At 36.0% G+C, this 22,491-nt stretch carries 24 protein-coding genes; 12 read left to right on the forward strand and 12 right to left on the reverse strand.

Annotated elements, in window-relative coordinates:
- Positions 1–20 precede the first annotated feature (20 nt).
- The 11 genes from EV142_RS12845 (at position 21) to EV142_RS12895 (ending at position 7,192) form a co-directional block, all read left to right on the forward strand.
- Positions 21–617 carry a peroxiredoxin-like family protein gene (locus EV142_RS12845; RefSeq protein WP_132036300.1) on the forward strand — a complete coding sequence of 199 codons (597 nt, stop codon included), beginning with the start codon at positions 21–23 and terminating at the stop codon, positions 615–617.
- Between the two features lie 7 nt (positions 618–624).
- Complete coding sequence (locus EV142_RS12850) at positions 625–1,083, forward strand: YHS domain-containing (seleno)protein (RefSeq protein WP_132036301.1); 459 nt, start codon at positions 625–627, stop codon at positions 1,081–1,083.
- Between the two features lie 6 nt (positions 1,084–1,089).
- A complete protein-coding gene (locus tag EV142_RS12855; RefSeq protein ID WP_132036302.1) occupies positions 1,090–1,476 on the forward strand; it encodes a DoxX family protein in 387 nt (128 codons plus the stop codon).
- Positions 1,477–1,478: 2 nt separating this feature from the next.
- Positions 1,479–1,967: a DinB family protein gene (locus tag EV142_RS12860; RefSeq protein ID WP_132036303.1), complete on the forward strand. Its 489-nt coding sequence runs from the start codon at positions 1,479–1,481 to the stop codon at positions 1,965–1,967.
- Positions 1,955–2,665, forward strand: coding sequence for an NRDE family protein (locus EV142_RS12865; RefSeq protein WP_132036304.1), 711 nt, complete (start codon positions 1,955–1,957; stop codon positions 2,663–2,665). The genes EV142_RS12860 and EV142_RS12865 overlap by 13 nt, the downstream gene beginning before the upstream one ends.
- A gap of 11 nt (positions 2,666–2,676) precedes the next feature.
- Positions 2,677–3,711, forward strand: a complete 1,035-nt coding sequence (locus EV142_RS12870) for an ATP-grasp domain-containing protein (protein ID WP_132036305.1) — start codon at positions 2,677–2,679, stop codon at positions 3,709–3,711.
- 2 nt (positions 3,712–3,713) lie between these two features.
- Positions 3,714–4,373 carry a hypothetical protein gene (locus EV142_RS12875; RefSeq protein ID WP_238698714.1) on the forward strand — a complete coding sequence of 220 codons (660 nt, stop codon included), beginning with the start codon at positions 3,714–3,716 and terminating at the stop codon, positions 4,371–4,373.
- A 23-nt stretch (positions 4,374–4,396) separates the two neighbouring features.
- On the forward strand, positions 4,397–5,377 hold the full coding sequence (locus tag EV142_RS12880; protein ID WP_132036306.1) for a M20/M25/M40 family metallo-hydrolase: 981 nt from the start codon (positions 4,397–4,399) through the stop codon (positions 5,375–5,377).
- Positions 5,378–5,412: 35 nt separating this feature from the next.
- Positions 5,413–6,090 carry an SDR family NAD(P)-dependent oxidoreductase gene (locus EV142_RS12885; protein WP_132036307.1) on the forward strand — a complete coding sequence of 226 codons (678 nt, stop codon included), beginning with the start codon at positions 5,413–5,415 and terminating at the stop codon, positions 6,088–6,090.
- Positions 6,091–6,193: 103 nt separating this feature from the next.
- Entirely contained in the window at positions 6,194–6,550 is a 357-nt protein-coding gene (locus tag EV142_RS12890; protein ID WP_132036622.1) for a four helix bundle protein, read from the forward strand.
- Positions 6,551–6,586: 36 nt separating this feature from the next.
- Positions 6,587–7,192, forward strand: a complete 606-nt coding sequence (locus tag EV142_RS12895) for a SprT-like domain-containing protein (protein WP_132036308.1) — start codon at positions 6,587–6,589, stop codon at positions 7,190–7,192.
- A gap of 100 nt (positions 7,193–7,292) precedes the next feature.
- Here the strand turns inward: EV142_RS12895 and EV142_RS12900 are convergent, their stop codons facing one another.
- From EV142_RS12900 to gcvP, 6 genes are all read right to left on the reverse strand, one after another.
- The gene (locus EV142_RS12900; RefSeq protein WP_132036309.1) at positions 7,293–8,054 is read right to left on the reverse strand and encodes an ABC transporter ATP-binding protein; all 762 of its coding nucleotides are present in this window, start codon (positions 8,052–8,054) and stop codon (positions 7,293–7,295) included.
- Positions 8,054–8,800, reverse strand: coding sequence for an MlaE family ABC transporter permease (locus EV142_RS12905; protein WP_127338563.1), 747 nt, complete (start codon positions 8,798–8,800; stop codon positions 8,054–8,056). Before EV142_RS12905 ends, EV142_RS12900 begins: the two co-directional genes overlap by 1 nt.
- A gap of 80 nt (positions 8,801–8,880) precedes the next feature.
- Positions 8,881–9,729 (reverse strand): glycosyltransferase, encoded by an 849-nt coding sequence (locus EV142_RS12910; protein WP_132036310.1) that lies wholly within the window; start codon positions 9,727–9,729, stop codon positions 8,881–8,883.
- A gap of 152 nt (positions 9,730–9,881) precedes the next feature.
- Entirely contained in the window at positions 9,882–10,409 is a 528-nt protein-coding gene (locus EV142_RS12915; protein ID WP_132036311.1) for a class I SAM-dependent methyltransferase, read from the reverse strand.
- Between the two features lie 141 nt (positions 10,410–10,550).
- Positions 10,551–11,609, reverse strand: a complete 1,059-nt coding sequence (locus EV142_RS12920) for a 3-oxoacyl-ACP synthase III family protein (protein WP_132036312.1) — start codon at positions 11,607–11,609, stop codon at positions 10,551–10,553.
- 285 nt (positions 11,610–11,894) lie between these two features.
- Positions 11,895–14,744: an aminomethyl-transferring glycine dehydrogenase gene (gcvP, locus tag EV142_RS12925; protein WP_132036313.1), complete on the reverse strand. Its 2,850-nt coding sequence runs from the start codon at positions 14,742–14,744 to the stop codon at positions 11,895–11,897.
- Positions 14,745–14,878: 134 nt separating this feature from the next.
- On the opposite strand from gcvP, the gene EV142_RS12930 reads away from it, so the two are divergent.
- Positions 14,879–15,685 carry a UbiA prenyltransferase family protein gene (locus EV142_RS12930; protein ID WP_132036314.1) on the forward strand — a complete coding sequence of 269 codons (807 nt, stop codon included), beginning with the start codon at positions 14,879–14,881 and terminating at the stop codon, positions 15,683–15,685.
- Between the two features lie 283 nt (positions 15,686–15,968).
- Here EV142_RS12930 and EV142_RS12935 read toward each other — a convergent pair whose 3' ends face one another.
- The 6 genes from EV142_RS12935 to EV142_RS12955 all read right to left on the reverse strand — a co-directional run bounded on the left by EV142_RS12935 (position 15,969) and on the right by EV142_RS12955 (position 22,444).
- Positions 15,969–19,556: a DUF7619 domain-containing protein gene (locus EV142_RS12935; protein ID WP_132036315.1), complete on the reverse strand. Its 3,588-nt coding sequence runs from the start codon at positions 19,554–19,556 to the stop codon at positions 15,969–15,971.
- 122 nt (positions 19,557–19,678) lie between these two features.
- Positions 19,679–19,825: an SRPBCC family protein gene (locus EV142_RS24595; protein WP_306462572.1), complete on the reverse strand. Its 147-nt coding sequence runs from the start codon at positions 19,823–19,825 to the stop codon at positions 19,679–19,681.
- 22 nt (positions 19,826–19,847) lie between these two features.
- Positions 19,848–20,141, reverse strand: coding sequence for an SRPBCC family protein (locus tag EV142_RS24600; protein WP_306462573.1), 294 nt, complete (start codon positions 20,139–20,141; stop codon positions 19,848–19,850).
- Complete coding sequence (locus tag EV142_RS12945; RefSeq protein WP_132036316.1) at positions 20,138–21,046, reverse strand: TIGR01777 family oxidoreductase; 909 nt, start codon at positions 21,044–21,046, stop codon at positions 20,138–20,140. The genes EV142_RS24600 and EV142_RS12945 overlap by 4 nt, the downstream gene beginning before the upstream one ends.
- A 5-nt stretch (positions 21,047–21,051) precedes the next feature.
- Positions 21,052–21,876 (reverse strand): thiol-disulfide oxidoreductase DCC family protein, encoded by an 825-nt coding sequence (locus EV142_RS12950; protein WP_238698715.1) that lies wholly within the window; start codon positions 21,874–21,876, stop codon positions 21,052–21,054.
- 64 nt (positions 21,877–21,940) lie between these two features.
- A complete protein-coding gene (locus tag EV142_RS12955; protein ID WP_132036317.1) occupies positions 21,941–22,444 on the reverse strand; it encodes a GbsR/MarR family transcriptional regulator in 504 nt (167 codons plus the stop codon).
- Positions 22,445–22,491 lie beyond the last annotated feature (47 nt).

The following is a 22,491-nucleotide window of genomic DNA, read 5'->3' on the forward strand; positions in this document are numbered from 1 at the left end:
AAGATGAAAAATTATACACTATGAAAAAAGTACTCTTCATTCTATTCGCAGCATTCAGTACTGCTGCGAATGCACAAAATGCAGTTCCAAAATCTGCAACCGATATAGCGCCCTTGTTAATAGGAGAGAAAATTCCCAATTCGATTTTAAAATCATCAGAGAATGCAACAGTCAGTCTTTCTGATGTAGTCAGTAAAAAGAAAACTGTATTGGTTTTTTACCGTGGCGGATGGTGTCCGTATTGTAACCTGCATTTGTCTGCTCTGGCGGAAGCCGAAAAACAAATTCTTGATTTAGGTTATCAGATTGTTGCGATAAGCCCCGACTCTCCTGAAAATTTAAGGAGCACAGCAGAAATAGATAAAGTACAATATATGTTGCTTTCCGATGCAAACGGCGTCTTAATCAAAGAATTTGGAATTGCTTTTGAAGCTCCCGAAAACTATAAATCAGTTATTAACGTACATTCTAATGGAATGAACACGAGTCTTTTACCCGTTCCTTCTGTTTTTGTAGTAAACACAAATGGTGACATTCTGTTTGAATACGTTTCGCCTGATTTTAAACATCGTATAACCGCTGAATTATTGGTTTCAGTATTAAAAACCTTAAAATAAAATCAAGATGAAAAAGTTAATTGTACTACTATTTGTTTTAGCATCGGCGGCTGTTTTTTCGCAAAATGATGCAAAGAGAATCGCCCAGTTTAATTTAGAAAATAAAGTGGCGATTCAGGGATATGATCCGGTGGCTTACTTTAAACAAAATAAAGCGATAAAAGGTAAAAATGAGCTGACGGCTTCTTATATGGGAATTACCTATAAATTTTCGTCAGCGGCGAATAAAGAGTTGTTTTTGAAAAATCCTGCCGGCTTTGAACCGCAATTTGGTGGCTGGTGTGCGTATGCCATGGGAAGTGCCGGTGAAAAAGTGGAAATAAATCCGGAAACTTTTAAAATTACTGACGGTAAACTGTATTTGTTTTACAACGCCTATTTCAATAATACCCTGAAAAGCTGGAATAAAGACGAAACCAATCTGAAAGCGAAAGCGGAAGTGAACTGGAAAAAAATATACAAATAAACAGTTATGAAAACACAATTAATAAGCTGGATACTGCGAATAACTGCTTCAGTTATTTTACTGCAGACTTTGTATTTTAAATTTACCGGCGCACCCGAAAGCATTTATATTTTTTCGACTTTAGGAATAGAACCTTACGGAAGAATCGTATCGGGAATTGCCGAATTGATTGTAGTGATTTTACTTTTAATTCCCAAAACAACGTGGCTTGGCGCTTTGGGCGGATGTGGCGTTATGACCGGGGCAATTCTTTCGCATTTGTTTGTGTTGGGGATCGAAGTTCAGGGCGACTCCGGACTGCTTTTTTCTCTGGCTATAATCACATTATTCTGTTGCCTGATATTACTTTATCTGAATAAAAATATAATTATGAACCTTTTAAGAACGAAATAATTATGCTGCTAAAATCAATAAACCACAGTTTAGAGGAGTTGACAAATTTGTTAAATCAATTGTCCAATCAGTCGTATTCAAAATCGTGTACGGCTTTAAGTGACTCCAGTATCGGCGAACATACCCGTCATATTCTTGAAATGTTTCAATGTCTTGAAAATAGTTACGAATCGGGAATTTTAAATTATGATCATCGGGAACGCAATAAACGCATTCAGACCGAAACCCAGTTTGCAAAACAATGTATTCTTGATATAAAAATGGGTTTGCAAAAAGAAAATAAACCGCTCTATTTAGAACAAATGATCGACGGGCTTACTTTTAGGATTCAAAGTAATTATTACAGGGAATTGCTTTATAACTTAGAACATTGCATTCACCATCAGGCGTTGATAAAAGTGGCTGTTTTACAATTGGAGGATATTTTACTGAATGAAAATTTTGGTGTGGCACGTTCCACCATAGCCTATAGAAATCAATGTGTACAGTAAGTTTTGTATGTAATAACGACACCGTAATCATCACTTCTAACCGTGATGAAAAAGTGATTCGGCCCAGTGCCATTCCACCCAGAAGTTATACCTGCAATGGTAAAAATGTAGTATATCCGAAAGATCAAAAAGCAGGAGGAACCTGGTTTGTGGCTGATGCAAACGGAAATGTGTTGGTGCTTCTAAATGGTGGCATCACGAAACATACGGTGCAGTTTTCGTACAGGAGAAGCCGTGGGCTAATTGCCTTGGATATTATTTGCAGTGACTCTCCGAAAGATTTTTGGAGCGTGATTAATCTGGAAGAGATCGAGCCTTTTACGCTGGTGCTCTATCAGGATAAAAAATTGTACGAACTGATCTGGGATGGTTTAACCAAAATAACGACTCCGCTAGATGAAACGCAAAATCATATCTGGTCGTCTGTAACCTTATATCCGGATGAAATCAGAAAGAAACGATCACGTTGGTTTTTTGATTTCCTGAAAAATAAAAATGAAATTTCAGCTTCAGATATGCTCGGTTTTCACCGGAATACGGAAGGGGATGATTCTGAAAATGGCCTGATCATTAACCGGGAAAATACGCTGAAAACCTTAAGTATTACACAAGCGATCATCGGGCAGAATAAAACGGCAATAGCATATCATGACTTAGTTCTGGAACAGGAATTTTCGACAGCATTTATTAGTATTTAAAATCATATAAGATGAAGCTCTTTTTTCATAAAATCGCAAATTGGGAATATTGGCCGTTTCAGGTAGTGTATATTCCGATTTATTTTCTTTGGGCCTATTATGCCATCAAAGCAAGATCTATTTTTTTCTTTAATGCTTCCAATCCAAGAATTAAAAACGGAGGGTTTATTATGGAAAGCAAGAAGCAGATTTATGATTTGATACCCCGTAAATATTACCCTAAAACAATTCTGATTCCCAAAAATACGGATCTGAAAAAAATCGTTCAGCAGGTCATAGAGAAGCAAATTTACTTTCCGTTAATCGCAAAACCGGATATTGGTTTAAGAGGTTCGGGAGTGAAGAAAATCCACACCGTTTCGGAGTTGCAGCGTTATATGGAAAAAGCCAATTTCGATTTCCTTTTGCAGGATTTGATTCCCTACAAAAATGAAGTGGGTATTTTTTACGTACGCCATCCCAATGAAAAAGAAGGCAGGATTACAGGAATTGTGTCGAAGGAATTTTTGACTGTGGTAGGTGACGGAGCCTCAACAATTGAAGTGTTAATTCATAAAACGCCAAGATTTCAATTACAGCTGGATGCTTTACAGGAAGAATATGGGGATTTGTTAAATAAAATTTTAGCAGATGGTGAAGTATTCAACTTAGTGCCGTTTGGGAATCACGCCCGTGGTGCCAAATTTTTAGACGGAAGTCATTGGATTACCCCAAAATTGACCCAAACCATCAATCAGATTTGTGCGCAGATTCCGGAGTTTTATTTTGGGAGATTTGATATCATGTACGATTCTTTTGAAGCTTTAGAGAGAGGCGAGGATTTTCAGATTGTCGAATTGAACGGTGCAGCAAGCGAACCGACACATATTTACGATCCGAAACACTCTATCTGGTTTGCCTGGAAAGAACTGGCAAGGCACATTACGTATATGTATGAGATTAGTGTGGCCAATCATAAAAGGGGTTTTCCTTATTTAGATTATAAAGCCGGCATGCACGAGTATCGTTTGCATCAGGTTCAGAATAATAAAATTTTAAATTTTTAGAAATGCTGCAAAGAGCGCAAAATATTTCGGTGGGGTTTCTGGTGAGTTTTATTGGCTCTGTTCCTTTGGGTTATCTCAATCTGGCTGGACTGGAAATTTATTCCCGATCCGGACTTCACCATTTAATTTTATTTTTGTCAGGAGTTGTTTTCGTAGAAACGTTTGTGATTTATTTTACACTGCTTTTTGCAAAACGACTCGTAAAAAATACAAAACTGATGAAAATTATCGATCTTTTTGCGGTCGTGTTTATGTTCGTTTTGGCGTATTTGTTTTATTCAAATTCGCACGATACATCAGGTTCGAATGATAAGCTGAATTCCTATCTGATGTATTCTCCTTTTGTAATTGGAGTCATATTGAACTGTTTTAATTTTTTGCAACTGCCTTTCTGGACGAGTTGGAATTTATATTTAATTAATGCAAAGTATATTACGACCGAAAAAAAGTTAAAATATTATTATATTGCAGGAACTTTGGCGGGTGTTTTTTCAGGAATGTTAAGTCTTATTCTAATTTTACAGACTTTATTTCAAAAAACAAATTCATTTTCAAAGTATGTAATGCCTGTTTTTATTCCGTTGTTTTTTAGTATCATGGGAAGTATTCAGGTATTTAAGGTGTATAAAAAATATTTTAAATCAACTGCTTTGGAATCGTAGCTTCTGAAGCTAAAATTCTATTCATGAAAAAATTATACTTTCTGCTTCCATTGGTTTTATTAGCTTGTAAATCCAATAATTCAGCCGTAAACGACCCATCATCTTCAAAAGTAAGTTCTCAACCGGTTGAAATTACGTATAAGGTAGAACAGACAAACGTTTCGGATTTCTTAAAATACCTTTCTTCAGATGAATTGGAGGGGCGCGAAACCGGAACAAAAGGAATAGAGAAAGCGGCTGAATTCCTGGAAGGTTTTCTTAAGAAAAATAACGTAAAACCTTATTTTAAAACCTATCGCGACACGCTGACCAATTTTAAAACACCGACCTTTAATATTGTTGGGGTTATAGAAGGAAATGATCCTGAACTTAAAAAAGAATTTGTGGTGCTGAGTGCGCATTACGATCATATTGGTGTAGATAAAAACAAAAAAGAAGATGTGATCAATAACGGAGCCAATGATGATGCTTCCGGAGTAACAGCGGTGGCCGAAATGGCGAAATATTTCAGCGAAACAAAATCGAATAGGAGAAGTATTCTTATTGTGTTTTTTGCCGGAGAAGAAAAAGGTTTGCTTGGGTCTAAAAGCTTAGTGGAAAAACTGAAGGTTCAAAAATTCAATTTATACGCCCAGCTGAATATCGAAATGATTGGCGTACCTATGAAACGCGATTATCTGGCCTACATTACAGGTTTTTACAAATCGAATATGGCGGAGAAAATAAATGAATATACCGGAAAAAAGACAATCGGATTTTTGCCAAAGGAAGCCGAATATAAATTGTTTTACAGATCTGATAATTATTCGTTTTATGAAGCTTTCAAAAAACCATGCCAGTCAATAAGCACTTTTGACTTTGAGAATTTCGAATTTTACCATCATCCATCCGATGAATTCAAAGTGATGGATATTCCGCACATGACTTCTTTTATACAGGAGTTTTTACCGGCCGTAACTCAGATCGCAAATTCTAAGACGCAGGAAATTACAATGAAGAATTAACGGTTCGTTTTGAGTGTTTTGCTTATTTTTGCTTCATGAAAAATATTATTATTACAGGAACGAGCAGAGGTATTGGTTATGAATTGGCCCTGCAGTTTGCAAATGCCGGAAATCAGGTATTGGCGATTTCAAGAAAAATACCTCAGGCACTTTTGGAACATGAAAATGTAACGTGCCTGTCTGTCGACTTATCAAACGAATCAGAATTATATAAAGTAGAAGATTTTCTTTCTTCTGCCTGGAAAAAAGTAGATGCCCTGGTGCATAATGCCGGAGCTTTGCTTTTCAAGCCTTTCGCAGAAACCACCCAGGCAGATTTTGAAAGTATTTATAAAGTAAATGTTTTTGCAGTCGCCAATCTTACCCGAATTTGCCTGCCGTATCTTCAGAAAGGAAGTCATGTGGTCACAATCAGTTCAATAGGCGGTGTACGCGGAAGTCTGAAATTTGCAGGTTTGGCTGCGTACAGTTCCAGCAAAGGAGCTGTGGGTACCTTAACGGAATTACTGGCGGAAGAATACAAAGAAAAAGGGATTTCCTTTAATGTTCTGGCATTGGGTTCTGTTCAGACCGAAATGCTTCAGGAAGCTTTCCCCGGATATCAGGCACCCATTTCTGCCGAAGGAATGGCAACTTATATTTATGATTTTACTCTTAATGGCCATAAGTATTTTAACGGAAAAGTTTTAGAAGTTTCTTCAACGAACCCTTAAAGAGTTATGAGTTTTGAATTAGGAATGAAAGTGTGTGAAAACTAAAAAATTTAGAGGTTTCTTTTGCGAACCTCATGGAATTGTAAATTATAAGTTTTGAATGATGAGTGAAAGTATTGTGAAAACTAAAAGTTTTGAATTAGCGATAAGAGGCGTTAATTTTTATAAATGGTTAGTGTCAGAAAAGAAGGAATTTATAATGAGTAAACAATTTTTGCGTTCTATAACTTCAGTTGGAGCAAATGTTCGTGAGGCAGTAAATGCGCAGAGTAAAGCCGATTTTATTCATAAATTGTCAGTTTCTCAGAAAGAATGTGATGAATCGATGTATTGGCTGGAAATTTTAAATGCCACAGATTATATAAATAAGGTTGAATTTGAATCCATTCATCAACAATGTAATGAAGTTTTAAAAATTATAAAAAGCATTATCATTACATCCAAGAAAAATTTAATTTAGAAACTTATAATTCATAACTCATACTTCATAATTATTTTGAACGAAACTCTAGCAAGATATATACCCGAACATGCTGTAAAGCCTGTTTTTGATTTGATTGTGGCCAATCAGGTTCATCTGAAAATTGTAAATGAACGCCAGACGCGTCATGGCGATTACAGGAGAGGACCCAGTGGTAAACATGAAATCACGGTAAATGCCAGTTTAAACAAATATCGTTTTTTGATTACGCTGATTCATGAGATTTCACATTTGGTAGCGTTTGAAAAGTTTGGGAGAAACATCAAGCCACACGGAAATGAGTGGAAATATTCGTTTCAGCGTATGATGGTTCCTTTTATTCGTCCCGAAATTTTTCCCGCTCATCTGCTGCCGCTTTTAGCGAGGCATTTTAAGAACCCTTCGGCGAGTAGTGATACCGATACCACTTTGTCGCTGGCTTTAAAGCAATACGATCAGGAAAACGATAAAAATTATGTTTTTGAAATTCCGTACGGAAGTGTTTTCAGAATCAAGAACGGTAAAATATTCAAGAAACTGGCCGTTCGCACGAAACGTTTCGAATGCATCGAACTAAGTTCAGGTAAAACCTATCTTTTTAATCCAAATGCTGAGGTAGAGTTGATTAAAAATTCCAATTAAAAAAATTCAAATTCCAAGTTTCTAATCTCAATAAAAAAATCCCAAATCCAATTTAGACAGTTGGAATTTGGGATTTTTTTTATTGAATTTTAAAAAAGGTTTATCCTTTCAAATACGCTTCTCTTACTTTTTTGAACAAATTAGAAGAATACACAAATTTAACAATGTCTTTATTGTCAGTTCTGAAGATTTCTTCTTTAGTCCCCTGCCAGGCTTTTAGTCCTTTTTTCAGGAAAACAATATTTTCCCCGATTTCCATTACCGAGTTCATATCGTGGGTATTGATTACGGTTGTGATATTGTACTCTTCGGTAATTTCTTTAATAAGGTTATCAATCAAAGTGGAGGTGTTTGGATCCAGACCGGAGTTAGGTTCATCACAAAACAAATATTTTGGATTGTTTACAATAGCGCGGGCAATGGCCACACGTTTCTGCATACCACCTGAAATCTCTGAAGGTAATTTTTGATGGGCATCGACTAAGTTTACTCTTTCGAGCACAAAATCAACGCGCTCTTTTATTTTGGCTCTGTTGTCGTTGGTGAACATTCTTAAAGGGAAAGCTACGTTTTCTGCAACAGTCATCGAATCGAATAGCGCACTTCCCTGAAAAACCATCCCGATTTCAGTTCTTAATTCTCTTTTTTCATCCGGATCTAATTCAGAATAAACACGTCCGTCAAACTCAATAGTTCCGGAGTCCGGTGTATGAATTCCTAACAATGTTTTTAATAAAACGGTTTTCCCGGATCCACTCTGTCCAATAATTAAATTGGTTTTTCCGGATTCAAAAACGGTCGAAACGCCTTTTAAAACTTTACTGTCAGCAAATGATTTTTCTATATTTTTTACTTCGATCATTATCCTAATAATAATTGGGTTAATATATAATTAAAAAGAATGATACAAACCGATGTCCATACAAACGATACCGTACTTGCCTTACCCACTTCAAGAGCTCCACCTTTCATATAATAACCATGAAAAGAAGGGATTGTAGCCAATAACATGGCGAAAATCAGGGTTTTGATAAAAGCATAAGTGATATGAAAAGGAATAAATTCCATCTGGGCTCCCTGAATAAAGTCCTGACTTGTTGAAAATCCTCCGTAAGCACAAGCAAGCCATCCGCCAAAAACACCCAGAAACATACTAATTCCGATTACGAAAGGATACATTAATAAGGCTATTATTTTTGGAAAAACAAGATAGTTTAAGGAGTTAACACCCATAACTTCCAAAGCATCAATTTGTTCCGTAACACGCATGGTTCCGATACTCGAAGTAATGTAAGACCCCATTTTTCCTGCCATAATAACAGAAATAAAAGTAGGGGCGAACTCCAGAATTACGGATTGGCGTGTCGCAAAACCAATTAAATATTTTGGAATTAGCGGATTAGTTAAATTTAGCGCCGTCTGAATCGCTACAACTCCTCCGATAAAGAAAGAGATAAAGCAAACAATTCCGAGGGAGTCAATAATTAAATCGTCTATTTCTTTAAGGATTAGATTTTTCATGACAGGCCATTTGGTCTGTTTGTTGAAAATTTCCTTCAGCATTAAAAAATATCTTCCTATTTGGGATAAATAACGAATGAGCATCATAGTTTTTACAAATATTGGCTAAGGTAAAAAGAAGTTATGAGTTTAGGGTTATGAGTGAAGTCTTTTCGGCGGTTTCCGAATCAAATTAACTTTTCTTTCATTTTCTTCAAACGATAATTTCTAATAAATTTAGCCTGTTCCGGGGTAACTAGTAAAGGTGTTTTGGCTTTTTTGGCTTTCCAGAACCCTCTGATATAATCAAAAAAGAGAAAAGGTTTTTTCTTCATCATCGCCAGCTTTGCAGACGCAATTGCTGTAATCAGGAAGCCGTATCCCAGCGTATAAAAAGCTTCTCCCTGTTTGTAACGGGCTGTTTTGTTGTAGTTTGCACCTGTTGGTTTCAGGTGTTTTACGTGTAAGGAAGCATCTGTAACGATTTTCCAGTCGTAATATTTACACAGTAATTCGTCTACCGTATCCCAGCCCATAGCAGGTTTCAACCCTCCGATTTGCTGAAAAGTGGCTGCACGATACGCTTTTAGTGCACCACGGATGTGATCTTTATCGGTTAGGTTTTCTAAAATCCATTCGCCATTTTTTTCTATATAACAAAATCCTCCTGCCATTCCAATTTTCGGATCAGATTGAAAATGTTTGATAATAGTCTCGAAATAGTTGGAAGGGAAAATTAAATCGCCATCTATTTTTACGATAATGTCATAATCGGAATCTAAAGTTTCGAAACCTTTCTGAAAGGCCTGAATTACTTTACTTCCCGGCATATGAATAGCGTCTGAAGTTTTATTGACAACAGAAATAAACGGATTTTCCTTTGCGTAATTCAATACAATTTCCTCTGTTTTATCTGTCGAATTATCGTTGACAACAACAACTTTTGCCGGTAAAACAGTTTGCGAAATTAAAGAATCTAAGGTCAGACCAATAAGTTCTTGTTCGTTATGTGCGGGAATGACGATGTAATATCTCATAAATTTTCAAATTAAATCCCAGTTTTTTAAAATTCCAAATTCCAACAATTGAATATAAATCCCAATTTTCTAAAATTCCAAATTCCAATTTTTACCTGTGTGGTTTAAATTGGAATTTGGAATTTATCCCAAGAATTCGGGATGAAATTTGTTTAGGCTTTTATTTTTTCAGCGTAAACAATATAATATCTGTTGGTAAAGCTGCGTAAAAGTGGTCTTAGTCCAAATTTCTTTACCGGATTGGTCCATTTTTGTCTGTCGATAATTTTCCAGCCGGTTTTTTCTAAAAGCCAGTCCAGCTGCCAGTCTTCAAATTCGTGATAATGTCTGTCCCACATGTCTGTTTTGCTGCGGTATGCCGGAGAAAACCAAAGACGCATCGGAATTGAAATTAAAAGTTTGTCAGATTGGATTTCGCTTAAAATTGTAAACGGATTTAATAAGTGTTCGAAGATTTCGAAGGCTGTTACAACAGCTGTTTTTTCAGTTTTAAAAACATCCTGGTTCAAATCTAAATCTTCTCCGGTGGTGTTTTTTACAGAATAGCCTTCTTCTTTCATGATTTTAGAAAACGGATTTTCTACTCCTAAATCGAGGATGGATTCTGAGGTATTGATATGTTTTTGTAAAAATTCTAAAGTAAGTTTGAATCTTTTATTCGGAAACGTTTTTTCGTACATCTTATATTTTTTAACGGCAAAGGCGCAAAGATACTAAAAAGTCCGCATTTTAAAATGCGGACTTTTTAGTATTCAGTTTTCAGTCGCAGTTTTCAGTTTGAGCAGACTGAGAACTAAAAAATGCGACTGAGAACTATTCTTTTAGTATCGGTATACAAATGCGTTGACATTCATTCCGGCTCCAACAGAAGCAAAAATAACAACGTCACTTTTGTTGATTTCATGATTTTCTAATTTGCCTTGTATCAGCAAATCAAAAAGAGTAGGTACGGTAGCCACACTGCTATTTCCTAAATCATGAATACTCATTGGCATAATGTTTTCCGGTGGTGTCTTGTCGTATAATTTATAAAAACGGGCAACAATTGCTTCGTCCATTTTTTCATTGGCCTGGTGAATAAGGATTTTCTTTACCTCCTCAATTGCAATTCCGCTTTTGTCGAGGCATTCTTTCATGGCGCATGGCACCTGACTTAAAGCAAACTCGTAAATTTTACGGCCATACATTTTAATGTATTTAATATCCGGATCTAAATCGGGATTGTATGATTTTCCGAAGTATAAAAAGTTGGCTTCATCATTAGCGAAAGTAGCGCTTTCATAAGATAATAATCCTGCTTCATCATCAGACGCCTCCAAAATAGAAGCACCCGCACCATCAGAATAGATCATGGAATCACGATCGTGATCATCAACAACTCTAGAAAGGGTTTCTGCTCCAATGACCAAAACTCTCTTTGCCATTCCGGATTTTATAAAAGCATTAGCCTGAAGTACACCTTCAATCCAGCCCGGACATCCAAAAAGAATATCGTAAGCTACGCATTTAGGGTTTTTAATATCCAGTTTATTTTTAACTCGGGTTGCTAAACTTGGCAGAATATCCGTTTGATGTGTTCCGGTTTTTACATCGCCAAAATTATGGGCGAAAATAATATAATCTAAAGTTTCACGGTCGATGTTCGCATTTTCAAGTGCTCTTTCAGCAGCAAAATAGGCTAAATCTGAGGAAGTATGATGGTCTTCGGCATAACGACGATTTTCAATTCCGGTTATTCCTTTAAATTTTTTAATTACAACTTCATTTGGGTAAGCAAAAGGAGTTCCGTCTTCATTCAAAAAAACATGCTTGTCAAAGTCAGTATTGCTCACTTCTTTATTAGGAATGTAACTTCCTATTCCAATTATTTTTATTTTCATTATTCCTTACTAATTATCCGATAAATTTATCGCTAAATTATAAATAAAATTATGATAACCATCATAAAATATACTATGCATGCATATAATTATGGAATAGTAAATTTTTTATGTAATTATTGTTTATTTTTTAATGAATTTTGATTTTGCCTGAGATTTCAAACGTTTGAGATGAAAGTTGGGCTGAAGTTTTTTTTGTTTGAAACATGAAACTTCAAATAAAAAATAAACCCGACAGGTTTTAGAACCTGTCGGGTTTGGATATGTAATAAGAAAACGTATTTCTTAGTTTTCCATATAAGCTTCAATTGGAGCACAGCTACAGATTAGATTTCTGTCTCCAAAAGCATCATCGGCTCTGCGGACAGAAGGCCAGAATTTGTTTTCAGCGATATATTCTAACGGGAAAGCAGCTTGTTCTCTCGTGTAAGGGAAATTCCAGGTCTCAGAAGTCAGCATCGCTAAAGTGTGAGGTGAATTTTTCAATACATTGTTACTGTCTTCGATTGTTGCAGCTTCAATTTCTTTTCTGATCGAAATCATAGCATCGCAAAAACGATCTAATTCTTCTAAGTTTTCACTTTCGGTCGGTTCGATCATCAAAGTTCCGGCAACCGGGAAAGATACAGTTGGTGCGTGGAAACCGTAATCCATTAAACGTTTTGCGATATCGGTAACTTCGATTCCTTTTTGTTTAAAAGGACGACATTCCAGGATCATTTCGTGTGCTGCACGACCCATTTCTCCGGAATATAAAGTATCGTAATGTCCGTTTAGTTTTTCTTTGATGTAGTTTGCATTAAGGATTGCATGCTCTGTAGCGCTTTTTAGGCCTTCAGCTCCTAACATCGAAATATATCCGTAAGAGATCAGACATACCAAAGCAGAACCCCAGGGTGCAGCAGAAATAGCGGTAATGGCAGTTTCTCCTCCTGTCGGGATTACCGGGTTTCCTGGTAAGAAAGGAACCAATTGCGGTGCTACGCAAATAGGACCAACACCAGGACCTCCTCCTCCGTGAGGAATAGCGAATGTTTTGTGTAAGTTTAAGTGACAAACGTCAGCTCCAATGGTAGCAGGATTTGTTAATCCTACCTGTGCATTCATGTTAGCACCATCCATATAAACCTGTCCGCCATTATCGTGAATTAATTTTGTAATTTCCTGAATAGCACTTTCAAATACACCATGTGTAGATGGATAGGTTACCATTAAACAAGAAAGATTATCTTTATGAAGAATCGCTTTTTCGCGTAAATCTTCAACGTCGATATTTCCGTTTTCAAGAGTTTTAGTAACAACAACTTTCATTCCGGCCATAGCAGCAGAAGCTGGGTTTGTACCATGAGCCGATGAAGGAATCAAAGCGATATTTCTGTGATTGTCTCCACGGGATTGGTGGTACGCACGAATTACCATAAGTCCTGCGTATTCTCCTTGTGCACCAGAGTTTGGCTGCAAAGTAGTTCCGGCAAAACCAGTAATTACATTTAATTGCTGCTCCAGTTTTTTCAACATTTCCTGATATCCCTGTGCCTGGTCAAGCGGGGCAAAAGGGTGAATGTTGTTCCAGTTTGGATTACTTAACGGCAGCATTTCAGCAGCAGCGTTTAGTTTCATGGTACAAGAACCTAACGAAATCATCGAATGATTTAACGCTAAATCTTTACGCTCTAACATTTTAATATAACGCATCAGCGCTGTTTCAGAATGATATTTGTTGAAAACGTCATGCTGTAAGAAAGCAGAAGTTCTGTTTAAAGTTTCAGGATAATGGTTGGTTTCTGTCAATTCAGAAATTGATGTTGCTTGCGTACCAATTTCCTCAGCAAAAATAGCAAGAATCTCATTTACATCAGAAACGCTTGTAGTTTCGTTTAATGAAATTGAAATCGTGTTTTCGTCTGCGTAGTAAAAGTTTACTTCTTTCGCTTCAGCAACCGATTTTACTTTTTTCGAATCTGCTTTTACTAAAATAGTATCAAAGAAAGCGGAGTTCAATTGTTCAACGCCTAATTTTTTCAATTCATTTGCCAAAGTAGCTGCAGATGCATGTACTTTATCAGCAATGTATTGTAATCCTTTTGGTCCGTGGTAAACGGCATACATTCCGGCCATTACTGACAATAATACTTGTGCTGTACAAATATTTGAAGTTGCTTTATCACGTTTGATATGTTGTTCACGAGTCTGCAGTGCCATGCGTAAAGCACGGTTTCCGTTGGTGTCAACAGTAACCCCGATAATACGTCCCGGCATGCTTCGTTTGTATTCGTCTTTAGTTGCAAAGTAGGCAGCATGTGGTCCACCGTAACCTAACGGAATTCCGAAACGTTGTGTTGTTCCAACCACTACTGCAGCTCCCATTTCTCCGGGAGGCGTTAATTTTGCCAAGCTTAAAATATCGGCAGCAACCGCAACTTTAATTTCTTTTGCAGCCGCTTTTTCAATAAAAGCAGTATAATCGTAAACTTGTCCGTATTTTCCAGGGTATTGTAAAATAGCTCCGAAGAATTCAGTTGAAAAGTCAAAAGTTTCATGGTTTCCGATTACTAATTCAACACCAATCGGAGTTGCACGAGTTTGTAAAACGGAAAGTGTCTGAGGTAAAATTTCTTCTGAAACGAAAAATTTATTGACATTGTTTTTCTTTTGGTCACGGGAACGAACGTCCAGTAGTAAAGCCATCGCTTCGGCAGCGGCAGTTCCTTCATCTAATAAAGAGGCATTGGCGATTTCCATTCCTGTCAATTCGATTACGGTAGTCTGGAAATTTAAAATTGCTTCTAAACGACCTTGTGCAATTTCTGCCTGATAAGGCGTATAAGCCGTGTACCATCCCGGGTTTTCGAAAACATTACGCTGAATTACAGCAGGAACAATTGCCTGATTGTAACCTAAACCAATATACGTTTTGAAGATTTTATTTTTATTACCTAATTGCTGGATATGGTTGGAAAACTCATATTCCGTCATTGCCGGATCTAAGTTTAAAGGTGCTTTTAAACGAATATCATCTGGAAGGGTTTCGTAAACAAGTTGTTCGATCGATTCAACTCCAATTGTTTGTAACATGTGTTGAAGATCTGTTTCTCTTGGACCAATGTGTCTTAAAGCAAAAGCATCTGTTTTCATATAGTTGTAAAAGTGTTGTTTTTTGTCGCGCAAAATTAAGTATTATTAATAATTTAATGGGTATTTTTAACTTCAATTTTTATGAAATTTATAACTAAAGAGTTGATTTGTTACCAATTGATTAGATTTGAGCTATGAAACTTCCAAAGCAGGTATTAGATTTTTATTTAAACAGCAGTATTCACGTGGCTTTATCGTGTTATGCTTTGGTTCGGATAACCTTCCATGTATTTCATATTCAATATGATGAAGCTATGGCTTTGTTTGTTTTTTTCGGCACAATTGTGGGGTATAATTTTGTTAAATACGATGCTTTGGTCCGGGTTAAAAAAAAGCCGATCGGAAATCAGCTGAAAATTATTGCCTTTTTAAGCTTCATTTCCCTGGTTTTGGTCGGATACTATTTTTTTCATTTAAAGCGAATCACACAAATTGTTTCGGTTGCGATTTTTGCGATTACGGCACTTTATACCTTACCCTTTTTTCCGAATAGAAGAAATGCCCGAAACTGGGCCGGAGTAAAAATTTATATTGTAGCCCTTTGCTGGGTAGGGGCGACGCTGGTATTGCCTTATATAAATGCTGAAATTCCGTTTACAGGTAATTTTTTTATAAAATGTATACAGCGTTTTGTGTTGGTTTTTGTGCTGATTTTGGTTTTTGAGATTTTAGATCTGGCTAATGACGATCCGCATTTAAAAACGGTTCCGCAGACCATCGGTGTGAAACGAACTAAAATCTTAGGATTTTCACTGTTGATTCCGTTTTGGATTTTGGGGATATTGACGTTTACATTTCACGATCTGATTATTAATCTGATTATGGTGGTCACACTGATGTTATTTATTCTGTTTGCCAATCCAAACCGCTCTAAATATTACACTTCTTTTTGGGTAGAGAGCGTACCGATTTTTTGGTGGCTGATGATTGTGTTTCTTTAAAATAAATTTTAAGCTTTAGCCGAAATATAAAGTTAGGATAAAGCCCACAACGTTGTATTGTGTTTTACCTCCGGCTAAATCTGCAGCATCTGCTTGAAAAACTCCCTTTAGTTTCTTCCTGAAAAATAAATGATTTATTTTACTTTTTGTTGCCGGCTTTTTTCGCAACTGTTCATTAGAATCTTCATTTCCTGCAGAAAATATGCATATCTGAAGGTTATTAATAAATAATGCTTATGATGTTTTAAAATCATAAGCATTACTGTTAACTGTTATTTTAATACTATTTTTTAATAAATGTAATATTGGAGACGCCGTTATCTGACTTAACTTTCATAAAATAAGATCCTGACGATAGTTTTGAAACGTCAATTGAAGTAAGGTTTTTAGCATTTGGATATGCTAAAACAACTTGTCCTAAAAGATTGTATATCGTTAAAGATACAATTTCGATATCTTCTTTCTTGTCTATAAATAACACATCATTTACCGGATTTGGATACAAAACAAAAGTCTTCGCAGCTAAGAAATCCGGATTGCTAAGGTTTGCTTCAATTTTGGTAGTAGCTGTATTTGTTATTATAGCCGAATTATAGTCAAAATAAATACTGGATGAATTACTAAATTCATCTCCTGGTTTTAAAGTAGATTTTGTTTTGATCTTAAAGGCTACATAACCGTCATTATTAGCATCAGTAAAAGGTAAATTAATGCCCTCAAATAAAAACTCAACTTTTTTTCCTTCTGAAATTTTGGTGGTAAAAAGATGACTGCCCGTTTGCGGAATTAATGAGTTAATATCAAACTTACTGGTGTCAATAATATCGCTTACTGTTATATTTTGTGCTTTATAGGTGCCTGAATTCTCAAAACGAATGACATAATGAACATATTCTCCAACCTTTGAAGACTGAATTGTTGCTCCTTCTAAACAGGTTTTGTCATTAGGATCTAAAGAATTTATTACAATCTGGGCAAAAGTAAAAGCATTGTCTTTAGGAGTATCATCAGTTGCCGATGATAAGATTTCAACTTTATATTTTAAAATCGTTCCCGCATTTGCCGGAGGTGTATCTGTAGGCTTATTAACACGAATACTAAGTAGTATTTCACGACTTTCAAGTGGTGCTAAATTAGTAAAATTCCATTTTAAATTATCTGTAGACTTAATGGCTGTTGTTGGAGTTGTTGCTATAACATCCAATACGCTGTCATCGAAAGTTAAGTTTACTGAGCCCGACTGAAGCTGATTTCCTTTGTTTTTATAAAGGATCTTGTATTTGGAAGTAAAGCCCGGTACTGCTGCACTTATTGGAATTAAAGTAATTTCTAAATCAGGATGTGTTCCTATTGGTGTGATACAGAAATTAGAAATTAGCGGACTGATTTGAGAAGGGAAGTCCGTAGTTATGTTTTTAGGCTGGATATTAAAATAGCCCGGATTTTCTAAGTTTGGAGTGATTATATGTTTTCCGGACGGCAATGAAATAGCGTAGTCACCAGTATTATTTGCAATCAGTTCTGTGTTTAACCCAGCTGAAGCAATAGAGAGTTTTAAGTTGGGAAATGCTGCATCATTTACATTACAACCATTATTGTCTGAATCAAATTTGTTTTGGCCGGTTACCAGAAATGCATCTCCGCCTAATAGGCTTACAGACCCGTTACACCAGGTCCCATTGTAATTAGTGAAAGAACCCGCGATGAATATTTTTCCGTCAGGTTCTATTAAAATAGATTCAACAGGCCCATTAAAGCCTGACCCGATATTGAAACTGCTGTCCACAGTTCCATCATTATTTAAGCGTACTAAACGTTGCGTCATCAGATCGTTAAAATAGTTGAAGCTTCCGCCACATAAAATTTTCCCATCAGATTGAAAGGCAAAAGTGGCCCTGCTTGTAAAATTAAATGTTCCGGTATTAAACGAAGTATCGATACTTCCATCATTAGTAAGGCGTCGCAATTGGTAGGAACCCGCTACCAATATTTTTCCGTTGCCTAATAGTTCGAATTTGGTAACCAGAGTTGAACCAGTTTCATTTTTGAATGTTGTATCTACTGTTCCATTAGTATTTAATCGTATCAAACCGGGTCCGTTTATTAAGATTTTACCATCTGGCTGTATCACAATTTGTTTGGTATATAATTCCGAATCCGGAATATAATTAAAAGTGTTATCGCGCTCCCCATTACTGTTTAAACGAACGATTCCGCCAGTAACTGGAAGGCCTTTGTAGCTGTCAAAATAACCACCCACCAATATTTTACCATCAGCCTGTAGTGCGATGCAACTTACCTCCGGAGACTTTCCGTAAAATTTAAAATTCTCACCTATACTAAATGTCGGATCAATAGAATAATCGCTGTTTAACCTGATTAATCCATCGGCAGGGACAGTATTGTATTTCGTGAAATTACCTATTACCAAAAGTTTACCATCTGATTGTATAACACCATCTCTGCAGGAAGAAGCCTGATACTCATCGTTTGTATTCTTTTTATTATCGAATGCATCAAAGAGATTTTTGTTGACAGAAAGAGTTCCCTGACTGTTTATTAGTTTTATACCTCTGTGGTAAGGCGATCTTGATTCCCCTAGAAGAGCAATTTTTCCATTTCCTGTCCTAATTGCTTTTTTTACGGCTATTTTTGAACTTTTCTCACGATTTACCAGAGTACCATTGCGATCTAATTCGAAAAAAGATCCGACGCTGTAAGTATTATAAAAAGAATATTCACTTGGAGTAGAGATATCCGCTGCACAAACTAACATGTTACCATTTGGGCGGAGAATGATTGAATTTATTCCTGCATTGGTTCCTGTACCTGTTACAAAAGTTTTATCAAGACTTCCGTCACTATTTAAACGTATCAGGTTTCTTGAAGGAGCTCCATTATAGGGTGGAAATACTCCTCCAACCAATATTTTTTTGTCGGGTTGTTCCTTTACATAGGTTACTATACCACTACTACAGTAACCCAGAACTTCTCCTACTAGCTCCGGACAGGAAAAAGAGGTGTCTAAAGATCCGTCAGTATTTAATCTTAATAAGTGATTAACAGGTATATCTGCCGGTGCATTCTTTCCGCCGTAGGTACTAAACAATCCTCCTACTAATATCTTTCCATCCGATTGGATAGCCATAGTTCTGATAGGGCAGTTAAAATTATAATATCCGGTTTTAAAAGTAGTGTCAAAGCGACCTGTTGTAGTTAATCTGTAAACTTGTAAGTCCTGTAACGAATAATCACCTCCGGCTATAAATATATTGCCATCCTTATTTGGTGCAGAAGCTAATACTGTATTTGAAAAACTTCGGCTTAAATAGGAAGAATCAACTTCACCATCAGGATTTAATCTTGTTAAAGATACACCTGAGCCATAGATTAAATATAATCTGTCGTTTGAATCTACCTGTACTTTGTTGGCAATGCCTGCTGCTACGTTTTTGAAAGTCGTATCCAGACTGCCGTCAACATTTAGCCGGATTAAAGAAGTATTTAATTCCTTACCATCATAAGAATCAAAGAATCCTGCTAAAATTACTTTTCCTGTAGACTGTATTCCAATTGAAATAATTGATCCTTTTAACCTTTTATTCAGATCAAAAGTGCTGTCGTTGGATAAATCGGGATTGAGTCTTACAATACTGCCTGTTTTTTGACTTGTTCCATTAATTATGATGTATCCTGTAAATTTACCAATAATTATAGTTTTACCATCAGGGAGAGTAACACCATCCCATACATTGTCATTTAGGAATAAATCATGATCTGCAAAGTCATAAGTTATGTCAATAGCAGTAGGATTTTGAGAATGTAGTATAGAAAAAAATAAAAAAAATAATAGTAAGTAGAGTTTTTTCATTCAATAAGGTTTTTGATTGTGGTATTTTTAATTGGTTGTAAATGTATATAAAAACTCTATTTATTTTGTAGAACCAGGAGTGTTTTTAATAAGTTTATTTCTCTTAAAATATAGCCATAGCTTTATTCTTGAATCTGTTGTTCAGAAACTTCCTTTAAAACTTTATTTCTTGCCAAAAGAAAATTAGTTAGGTGTTTTTCGAGGAATAAAATGTCAAATAATTCTCCGAAAATTCCATAAGGTGTTTCATATTCTAAATAGTCTTTCATGATGGTAATGCCGTTTTTTTCTTCAAAAAAAATGCTGGTGCCGGAATGATTTAAATTTTCCTTCTTCCATTTCGTCCAGAAAATAATCATACAAATCCATTTGGGTAATTCTGCTTTTATGGGTCAGATAAAAACCAAAATGTTTGCCGCGCCAGGTAACGGTTTCATTGTAATTGATTAAGCCTGAGGTTATGCCGGCAATCGCTTTTTCATTGGAAGTAGCAGCTGATTTTTGATGTAAATCAATATCTCTGGCAGTATCAAAAGTGATTTGTTTCGAAGCGTTTATTTGGGTAACTAATTGTATTGTGGTCATGAGATGAGGTCTTTTAAGGTTTTTTCTAAAGTGTCAAATTCAAATTGAAAGCCATTTTCCTGCAATCGTTTCGGAATCACATTTCTGCTTTTTAAAACCAGTTCAGGTTCTGTTCTGATTATGGAGGATCCAAATTTCAATAAGGTTTCACTGATGGGAATTCCAAATGACGTTCCAACCGCTTTTCGTAACAGTGACATGAAATTTTTGTTTTCAATTGGTTTCGGGGATACTATATTTACAATACCTGTTATTTCTTTTTCAATTATAAAAGCAATAGCGCGGGCAAAATCGGCTTCGTGAATCCAGCTTATCAACTGATTTCCTTTTCCCTGTTTTCCGCCAAAACCCATTTTGGACAAAGCTTTTAACGGAATTAATGCACCGCCGTTTTTCCCTAAGACTATTGAAGTTCGTAAAGCCGTTTTTAAGGTCTTTGGAGTTTCGGTTTTGAAAAATGATTTTTCCCAGGACTGAGCAACATTCATAGAGAAATCATTTCCTATTTCGCCGGTAACCTCATCCATTTCCCGGTCTAAAGAAAAACGGTAGATCGTTGAAGTGGATGAATTCAGCCAGTGTTTTGGAGGATTGGCACATTGTAAGACCGCTTTATTCAAAACCTTTGTGCTTTCAATACGGGACAAGAGAATCTCCTTTTTATTTTCTTTGCTATAGCGGCAATCCACAGATTTTCCGGCAAGATTTATTAAAACGGTGGCGTTTTCCAATTCATTTTCCCAGCCGGAAAAAGTTTTAGCGTTCCAGTTTACATATTTGATTCCGTCAATTTCTTTTGATTGTCCTCTGGTCAAAATAACGATTTCTTCAAATTTATTTTTAAAGTGAGTGAGCAGACTTTGACCTAAAAAACCGGTTCCTGCTGCAATGATAAGTTTATTCATGATCTTTAGTAATTCAAAATTAATAGTAGAATAATAAATCGGTAAGCCACCCAGGTAAAGCATAAATAAGTTGGCAATTGTAATATTTTGACTCTTCTGAAATGCTCTATAAACATAATAAAAGCGGTAATGGCAAACCAGGCCAAAGTGATGTTTTCCGGAACATTTACTACAGTCTGCAGTGCGAGCATCGGAAGCAGTAATAAAGATCCCATTAAAGAAACCGTCATTAAGTTTCCGGCGTAATTCAGAATCGTCTTTTTGTCAGATTTCAACATAAACAGACTCTGGAAAAGAAGCTGACCTAAAGCAATCAGTATTTCTCTGGTACTGCCGGCTTGTGGCAAAACCGGGAGTAAAGCAGCATAATAATACAATACTATTGACGTGATTATACTTGCAAAACCAATAAATAAAAAGCGGTATTTATAATTGAAATCCGGAACACATTGCAATTTCACGTCTTTATTGATAGTACTTGGAATAATGACTTTTCGATTGTAAGAAATAAATGAATACAGTTTTTTCAAAAAGAACTTAACGGGTTTCAGGTTCCCGATTTTTTCAATTAAGGGAAAAGAAAAACCGATTACTTTTAGCAGGCTGTCAATCCCATAAAGAACTGTTTTATTTTGATTGTCAATTAAGGCAATTTCGTTTGAAGCACGTTTTATATCTACAAAGCTCTGTTCGTTTTCACTTAGCTGGCAATAAGATTTACGGCCATTTTCGTCTAACATTTTTGCTTTTATAAATCCTGTCGTATACACCTGACATAACGGACAGTCTTCGTCATAGAGTAAAGTTTGGTTTTGTAGCGTTTTCATCATTATTGATTGTTTTAAACTTTCAGAAAAAAATGAAAGTTTTAATTAAATTTTTTTAGTTTGGGACTTACTTCATGATTTTTAAAACCAGACGGCCTAACCAGTTTTCTTTAAACTCAGTCATTTTGTCTAACATATTATCTGCTTTCAAAACAAAGTCATACAGTTTATTGGTTTGATCCACAAAGTGTTTTTCTTCAGCTGAATCTTTTGCTTCAATAGAGGAGACTTCTTTAAGGATTTTAAGAGCCGGTTTAATTTCTCTTTTACTTCTTTCCCTGGCAATTTTGACAGCCAGTTCATCCAGATCTTTTTCAGCAGTAAAAAACTCTCTTCTTTCTCCGGCTTTGTACTCTTTGTAGACAATTCCCCAATCCATTAGGGCGCGTAGGTTCATGCTGGCATTTCCGCGGGAAATCTGTAATTCTTCCATAACATCTTCCATAGAAACGGGTTCGTTCGAAACCATCAGCAAAGCATGAATCTGAGCCATGGTTTTATTGATGCCCCATTGGGAACCTAATGCTCCCCAGGTCTGTACGAATTTATTTTTTGCTTCTTTGAATTCCATAGATCAAATGTAAGTAAAAGTTTTTAAACTTTCAAAAATAAATGAAA

It is taken from the genome of Flavobacterium circumlabens, assembly GCF_004345565.1.
GTDB classification, from domain to species: Bacteria; Bacteroidota; Bacteroidia; order Flavobacteriales; family Flavobacteriaceae; genus Flavobacterium; species Flavobacterium circumlabens.